The organism is Micrococcus sp. HMSC31B01 (genome assembly GCF_001816085.1).
GTDB lineage: Bacteria > Actinomycetota > Actinomycetes > Actinomycetales > Micrococcaceae > Micrococcus > Micrococcus luteus.
Genome location: NZ_KV824954.1, coordinates 1 through 6,785, shown reverse-complemented (window position 1 = coordinate 6,785; position 6,785 = coordinate 1). Strand labels below are relative to the sequence as shown.

At 68.5% G+C, this 6,785-nt stretch carries 6 protein-coding genes; 1 reads left to right on the top strand and 5 read right to left on the bottom strand.

Features of this window, described 5'->3' with window-relative positions; genetic code table 11:
* Positions 1 to 742: 742 nt before the first annotated feature.
* The 4 genes from HMPREF3105_RS02000 to HMPREF3105_RS01985 form a co-directional block, all read right to left on the bottom strand.
* Positions 743 to 2,446 (bottom strand): cytochrome bc1 complex cytochrome b subunit, encoded by a 1,704-nt coding sequence (locus HMPREF3105_RS02000; RefSeq protein WP_070708653.1) that lies wholly within the window; start codon positions 2,444 to 2,446, stop codon positions 743 to 745.
* A 5-nt stretch (positions 2,447 to 2,451) separates the two neighbouring features.
* Positions 2,452 to 3,528 carry a cytochrome bc1 complex Rieske iron-sulfur subunit gene (locus HMPREF3105_RS01995; protein WP_070708652.1) on the bottom strand — a complete coding sequence of 359 codons (1,077 nt, stop codon included), beginning with the start codon at positions 3,526 to 3,528 and terminating at the stop codon, positions 2,452 to 2,454.
* Positions 3,529 to 3,597: 69 nt separating this feature from the next.
* Positions 3,598 to 4,404, bottom strand: coding sequence for a cytochrome bc1 complex diheme cytochrome c subunit (locus tag HMPREF3105_RS01990; protein WP_036315101.1), 807 nt, complete (start codon positions 4,402 to 4,404; stop codon positions 3,598 to 3,600).
* An 85-nt stretch (positions 4,405 to 4,489) separates the two neighbouring features.
* Positions 4,490 to 5,068 (bottom strand): aa3-type cytochrome oxidase subunit III, encoded by a 579-nt coding sequence (locus HMPREF3105_RS01985; protein ID WP_210401417.1) that lies wholly within the window; start codon positions 5,066 to 5,068, stop codon positions 4,490 to 4,492.
* Positions 5,069 to 5,318: 250 nt separating this feature from the next.
* On the opposite strand from HMPREF3105_RS01985, the gene trpD reads away from it, so the two are divergent.
* Positions 5,319 to 6,377, top strand: coding sequence for an anthranilate phosphoribosyltransferase (trpD, locus tag HMPREF3105_RS01980; protein ID WP_070708650.1), 1,059 nt, complete (start codon positions 5,319 to 5,321; stop codon positions 6,375 to 6,377).
* A 48-nt stretch (positions 6,378 to 6,425) separates the two neighbouring features.
* Here trpD and HMPREF3105_RS01975 read toward each other — a convergent pair whose 3' ends face one another.
* Entirely contained in the window at positions 6,426 to 6,707 is a 282-nt protein-coding gene (locus HMPREF3105_RS01975) for an Lrp/AsnC family transcriptional regulator (RefSeq protein WP_070708649.1), read from the bottom strand.
* Positions 6,708 to 6,785: the final 78 nt, after the last annotated feature.

The following is a 6,785-nucleotide window of genomic DNA, read 5'->3' as shown; positions in this document are numbered from 1 at the left end:
TATGGGCAGAACTCAATGGCCCTTGACAGTGGCCATCGTCGCAAGCGTCTCGCAGGTGCCTGCGGGGTTGGATCTCATCGGAGACGACTCCGGGGCGGGGACGGCCGCCGTGACCCCGTGGAACGATGTCGGACGTACGTACAAGGTGACCAGCCCGGGTGACCGGGCCCGGCTGTGGCGTAGCGTCCCTCTGGACGTGAGCGCCTCCAGGCGGCACGACTGGCACCGGGTGACCGGGGACCGAGTGGCAGGGGACCGGGAGGGCGGGTCGATGGTTGCACCCGGATCGGAAACGTGGAGCCCAGGAGTGGGATGCGCTCCACCTGACGGCACTCGGCTGCCTCGCCTCCGCCGCGCGCTGCCTGCCCGTCGCCTCGGGCGTCGCGACCGTGCTCGCCGGGTGGAACCCGGGCACGACGCTGTGGCTGACCGACGTCGTCCGACCCGCGCATGCACCCGTGCAGGGGTGGCGCCGGGACCCCGACGACGGCGCGTGGGTCTGGCGTCCAGATGCGCCGGACGACGCTTCCAGGGGAGGAGAACGGCCGGTTCGGCGTGGCCCGGTCGCAGGCTGAGAACCCGCAGCCTCCCGTATCCCGAACGAAAGCACCGCCGGAGGCTCCCGTTTCCCGGACGAAAGTGTCCAGACGACAGAGGACGCGAAGGGGCGGGAGTCCGGACAGCGGAAGGCCCCGCACACCGAGCGGTGTGCGGGGCCTTCTGCGTCCGAGAGGATCCGCGGTCAGCCGTCGATCTTCGGGTTGTGCGAGCTCGGGTCGGCGCCCAGCTCGTGGTGGCCGCCGTCCTCGTGGCCGTGCTGGCCGTGGGTGCGGGCCTCCACCAGCTCCTCGCGGGAGACCGGGGCGACGCGATCCTGGTAGAACATGCGGTTCAGGCCGGCACGGGCCTTCTCCAGCGCGCCCACCTTGCCGTTGCGGCCGGGCATGGCCGGCACCGGGCGGCGGTCCTCGAAGGACACCAGGCGGTACAGCTCGTAGTCGGTGAGCTGGCGGTGACGCTCGTGGAAGCCGCCCTCGGGGGACATCTCGATGACGCCGGCCTCGTGGCCGTGGAGCACCAGCTCACGGTCCTTGCGCTGCAGGGACAGGCAGATGCGGCGGGTCACGATGAAGGCGATCACCGGGCCGAGGAAGAACAGCGCGCGCAGCACGTACAGCACGTCGTTCAGGGAGAGGTGGAAGTGGGTGGCGATGAGGTCCGAGGACGCGGCCGCCCACATGACGCAGTACCAGACGACGGCGGCCACGCCGATGCCCGTGCGGGCCGGGGCGTTGCGCGGACGGTCGAGCAGGTGGTGCTCAGTGTTGTCGTTGGTGATCCACCGCTCGATCCAGGGCCAGGTGCACATGCCGACGAGCAGGACGCCGACCGGGATCAGCGGCACGAGCACGCCCATGGGCAGGGACACCGAGGAGCCCCACGGCATCGGGATGTTCCAGAGGAAGGAGTAGTCGCCGATCATGCCCGGCATGAGGCGCAGGGCGCCGTCGAACACGCCGATGTACCAGTCGGGCTGGGTGCCGGCCTGCACCGGGGACGGATCGTACGGGCCGTAGTTCCAGTTGGCGTTGATCGTCACCGTGGAGGCGATGAGCGCGAGCACACCGAACACGATGAAGAAGAAGCCGCCGGCCTTGGCCGCGTACACGGGGCCCACCGGGTAGCCGACCACGTTGTCCTCGGTGCGGCCCGGGCCCGGGTACTGGGTGTGCTTGTGCACGACGACCATGAACAGGTGGATGCCGATCAGCAGCAGGATGGCGGCCGGCACGATCATGATGTGCAGGGCGTACAGGCGGCCGATGACCGAGTGGCCGGGGAACTCGCCGCCGAAGAAGAAGGCGGAGAGGTACGTGCCCACCAGCGGCAGCGACTTCAGGATGCCGTCGATGATGCGCAGGCCGTTGCCGGAGAGCACCTCGTCGGGCAGGGAGTAGCCGGTGAAGCCGGCGGCCCAGCCGGCCATCAGCAGGAAGCAGCCGACCAGCCAGTTCAGCTCACGCGGGCGACGGAACGCGCCGGTGAAGAACACGCGCAGCATGTGGACGGACATGGCCGCCACGAACATCAGCGCCGCCCAGTGGTGCAGCTGGCGCATGAACAGGCCGCCGCGCACGTCGAACGAGATGTCCAGGGTCGAGGCGTAGGCCGCGGACATCTCGATGCCGCGCAGCGGGGCGTAGGCCCCGTCGTAGACGACCTCCGACATGGAGGGGTCGAAGAAGAGGGTGAGGAACGCGCCGGACAGCAGCAGGATGACGAAGCTGTACAGGGCGACCTCGCCGAACATGAACGTCCAGTGGTCCGGGAAGATCTTGCGGCCGAAGAACTTCACGATCGGCGACATGCCCATGCGAGTGTCGACGAAGTTGGCGATGCGGCCGGTCGTGGTCGCCGGCTGGAACTCATTCACGGTGGTGCTCATAGGTGTCAGCCACGCTCCCAGTAGACAGGCCCGACGGGCTCATGGAAATCGCTCTGGGCCACGAGGTAGCCCTCGTCGTCCACGGTGATCGGCAGCTGCGGCAGCGCGTGGCTGGCCGGGCCGAAGATGACCTTGCACTCCTGCGTCAGGTCGAAGGTCGACTGGTGGCAGGGGCAGAGCAGGTGGTGGGTGTGCTGCTCGTACAGGGCGATCGGGCAGCCCACGTGCGTGCAGACCTTGGAGTAGGCGAAGATCCCGTCCACGTTCCAGTCCTCGCGACCCGGGGTGATCTTCACCTTGGCCGGGTCGAGGCGCATGAGCAGGACGACGGCCTTGGCCTTCTGGTTGAGCTTGTCAGGGCCCAGGTCGTTCAGGCCGTCGGGGATGACGTGCACGGCGGAGCCGAGCGTGACGTCCGAGGCCTTGATGGGGGAGCCGGTGGGGTCGCGCACGAGGCGAACGCCCTCGGCCCACATGGTGTGACGCAGACGCTCCGGACCGAAGTTGTAGATCTCCTCATCCGAGAAGTTGTCCGAGTCGTCCAGGTCGCGGAACACGGCGATGAACGGCAGGGGGGCAAGCAGGGCGGCGCCGATCAGGGTGTTGCGCAGCAGGGGGCGGCGCTTGATCTGCGACTCGTCCAGGATCTCGGAGATCATCCCGGTGGCGGCGACACGGTCGGCCTCCGAGCGGATCTCATGACGGTCCTCCACGGTCTCGTGGTCCGGCATCAGGGTCTTGGCCCAGTGCACCACGCCGATGCCGATGCCGAACATGGCGAGGGCGGTGCCCAGGCCGAGCAGCAGGTTCTGCAGGTAGATCTTGCTGAACGCCTCACCGTTGCCGATCTGCCCCACGCCGAAGTAGCCGATGAAGAAGAGCACCGTGCCCACGATGGAGATGAGGAACATGACCGAGACCTGACGCTCGGCGCGCTTCGCGGCCTTCGGATCCTCATCGGCCAGACGCGGACGGTGCGGAGGCAGGCCCGGGTTGTCGATCGCGTAGCGGGGCGCGTCCTCGCCGGCGTGCTCGAGGGAACCCGAGCGGTGCTCGGTCCCTTCAAAGCCTTTCTCGCCCATATGTCCTGTTTCCTTTACTCGAGTGATGAATGTCGATGACGGGTGGTCGGCGCGCCTGCGCCGACGGGATCAGGAGGACCGGCTGGTGAGCCAGACCATGAAGCCGATGATCAGCGCCAGGCCCGCGGTCCAGATGAACAGGCCCTCGGAGACGGGGCCGAGCGAGCCGAGGGCGAGGCCGCCGGGGGAGCCCTGGTTCTCGATGGTCTTGAGGTACGCGATGATGTCGCGCTTGTCCTCGGGCTTGATGTTCGAGTCGGAGAACACCGGCATGTTTTGCGGGCCGGTCTCCATGGCCTCGTAGATGTGCTTCTCCTCCACGCCCTGCAGAGAGGGGGCGTACTTGCCGCGGGTGAGCGCACCGCCGGCCGCAGCCGCGTTGTGGCACATGGCGCAGTTGATGCGGAACAGGTCGCCGCCGCGGGTGATGTCCACGTCCTCGTGGTTCACGTCCAGGTACTCGTCCTCGGGGACGGCCGGGCCGGCGCCGAGCGAGGCGACGTAGGCGGCGAGCTGCGCCGTCTGCTCGTCGTTGAACTGGTTCGGCTTGACCTGGGCCTGCGGGCCGTTCATCTGCATCGGCATGCGGCCGGTGCCCACCTGGAAGTCGACGGAGGCGGCGCCGACACCGATCAGGGACGGACCGGAGGGACCCCCCGCGGCACCCGTGCCGTGGCACGAGGCGCAGTTCGCGTTGAAGAGCTTCTCGCCCTCGGAGATGTCATCAGCCGAGGCGGCCGCGGTGACCTGCGTGGCCGCCTGCGCCTGGTTCACGGTGCTCGCGACGGAGTACAGTCCGCCGGTCACCAGGAGTCCCAGCAGGAGGAGCGCCAGCCCCATCAGGGGATGGCGTCGGTTCTGCGAAAGTGCCTTCACGGGGGTTTCCTATCGTTCTCTTCCCGGGCGGGCCGCTCATGCTGCCGGCCCGGGCCTGAAGTCGGTGCGGTGAGTGGGGGTCGTCTTACTTCAGGAAGTAGACGATGAAGAACAGGGCGATCCAGACGACGTCCACGAAGTGCCAGTAGTAGGACACGACGATCGCCGACGTCGCCTCGTGGTGGCCGAAGCGGCGGGCCATGTAGGCGCGGCCGATGATGAAGAGGAACGCGATCAGGCCGCCGGTCACGTGGATGGCGTGGAAGCCGGTCGTGATGTAGAACGCCGAGCCGTACGCGTTCGCCGCGACGGTCACACCCTCGGAGACGAGAACCGCGTACTCGTAGGACTGCACCGCCACGAAGATCGAGCCCATGATGAAGGTCAGGATGAACCACTCGACCATGCCCCACTTCCCGAACTGCAGGAAGGCGCCGGTGCGGCGGGGCTGGAGGCGCTCGGCGGCGAGGACGCCGAACTGGGCGGTGACGGAGGAGAGCACCAGGATCGTCGTGTTCACCGCGGCGAGCGGGACGTTGAGGATCGCGGTGTGCTCGGCCCAGAGCTCCGGAGACGTGGAGCGGAGGGTGAAGTACATGGCGAAGAGCCCACCGAAGAACATGAGCTCGCTGGCGAGCCACACCATGGTCCCGACCTGCACCATGTTCGGCCGGCTCGGGAGGCCCGTGGTGGGCTGATGGAGAGTGGGGTTAGCTGTGGTCACCCAGCCATTATGGCCCTAAACACCGCCCGGGCGGTAAATCCAACCTACCGTGTCGCAGGACGGGTCGTCAGCACCGTGCTGGGGTTTCAGTGGCAGTCGGGGGCTGGTGTCCAGGAGACGTTCAGGATAGCGGCGTGCGACTCCTGACACGGCGCGGCCTGCGGTGCGGTCGGGCCGCTAGGCTCGGGGCGTGAGCACCCCCGAGAACACCGCAGCAGTCCTTGGGACCTCCTGGCCGGAGGTCTTCCGCGCCCTCACCCTCGGTGAGGACCTCAGCGACGACGTCGCCGCGTGGGCGATGGGCGAGATGATGGCCGGTGACGCGACCGAAGGGCAGGTGGGCGGATTCCTCCTCTCCCTGGCCGCGAAGGGCGTGACCGTGCCGGAGCTGCGGGGTCTGGCCGAGGCCATGGTGCGGGCGGCCAATCCGGTGCACGTGGCGGGGGAGACCCTCGACATCGTGGGCACGGGCGGCGATCGGCTGGGCACCGTGAACCTCTCCACGATGTCCTCGCTCGTGGCCGCCGGAGCGGGCGCACGCATCGTCAAGCACGGCAACCGCGGGGCGTCGTCCACCGCCGGCGCGGCAGACGTGATCGAGGCCCTCGGCGTCGACCTGTCCATGCCGGCCCGCAAGGCCGAGGAGTGCGCCGAGGCCGTAGGCATCACGTTCCTCTTCGCTCAGAACTACCACCCGTCGATGAAGTACGTGGCCCCGGTGCGCAAGCAGCTCGGCGTCCCGACCGTCTTCAACTTCCTGGGCCCGCTGAGCAATCCGGCGCAGGTCACCGCGCAGGCCTTGGGCTGCTCGAGCGAAGCCATGGTCCCGCTGCTCGCCCAGGTGCTCGCCGATCGTGGGGTGCGCGGCTTCGTCTTCCGCGGTGCGGACGGCCGGGACAAGATCACGACGTCGGGGCCGTCGACCGTCCTGGAGGTCCGGGACGGTGTGCGCACCCACGAGCTCGATCCCCGGGAGCTGGGCATCGACCTGGCCCCCGTCCAGGCCCTGGCCGGGCGGGACGGCGCCTACAATGCGACCCTCGTCCGCGCTCTCCTGGCGGGGGAGAGGGGGCCGATCCGCGACGCCGTGCTCCTCAACGCGGCTGCGGGCCTGACGGCCTGGGACAGCGACGCCGACTCGCCCCTGATGGAGCGCCTCGCGGCCAATATGACACGGGCCGCCGAGTCGATCGACTCCGGCGCGGCACGCGATGTCCTGGACCGCTGGGTCGCCTTCTCGCGGTCCTGAGGCGAGGACGGACCCCGCCGGTGAGTCGGGGTCCGTCCTCGCGGGGGCTCAAGCGTCGAAGCCGAGCGCCCATCCCTCGCCGAGGTCCTCGGTCGAGTACGTGCGGAAGGCCAGCATGGTCTCGGTGTCCTGGATCCCCTCGACCTTGGAGAGGTGGTCGGCGATCACGTCGGCGAGATCCTCGTAGCGGCGCACCTTGACCATCGCGACGAGATCCCAGGCGCCGGTCACCGAGTAGACGGAGCCGATGCCCTCGAGGGCCGCCAGCGTCTCCGCGGTCTCCGGGATGCTGGACTTGTCGGTCTTGATCAACACGATGGCGGTGACCACGGTCGCTCCTCATTTCCTCGATGCTGCGGGTCCTGTGTCCGGGATGATCCTAGCTGTAAGAGGTCATGACGTTGTTGA

Excerpts from the sequence above, each read along its gene's own strand:
- HMPREF3105_RS02000 (WP_070708653.1), bottom strand. The coding sequence starts at position 2,446 with ATGAGCACCACCGTGAATGAGTTCCAGCCGGCGACCACGACCGGCCGC.
- HMPREF3105_RS01995 (WP_070708652.1), bottom strand. The coding sequence starts at position 3,528 with ATGGGCGAGAAAGGCTTTGAAGGGACCGAGCACCGCTCGGGTTCCCTC.
- HMPREF3105_RS01985 (WP_210401417.1), bottom strand. The coding sequence starts at position 5,068 with ATGGTGCAGGTCGGGACCATGGTGTGGCTCGCCAGCGAGCTCATGTTC.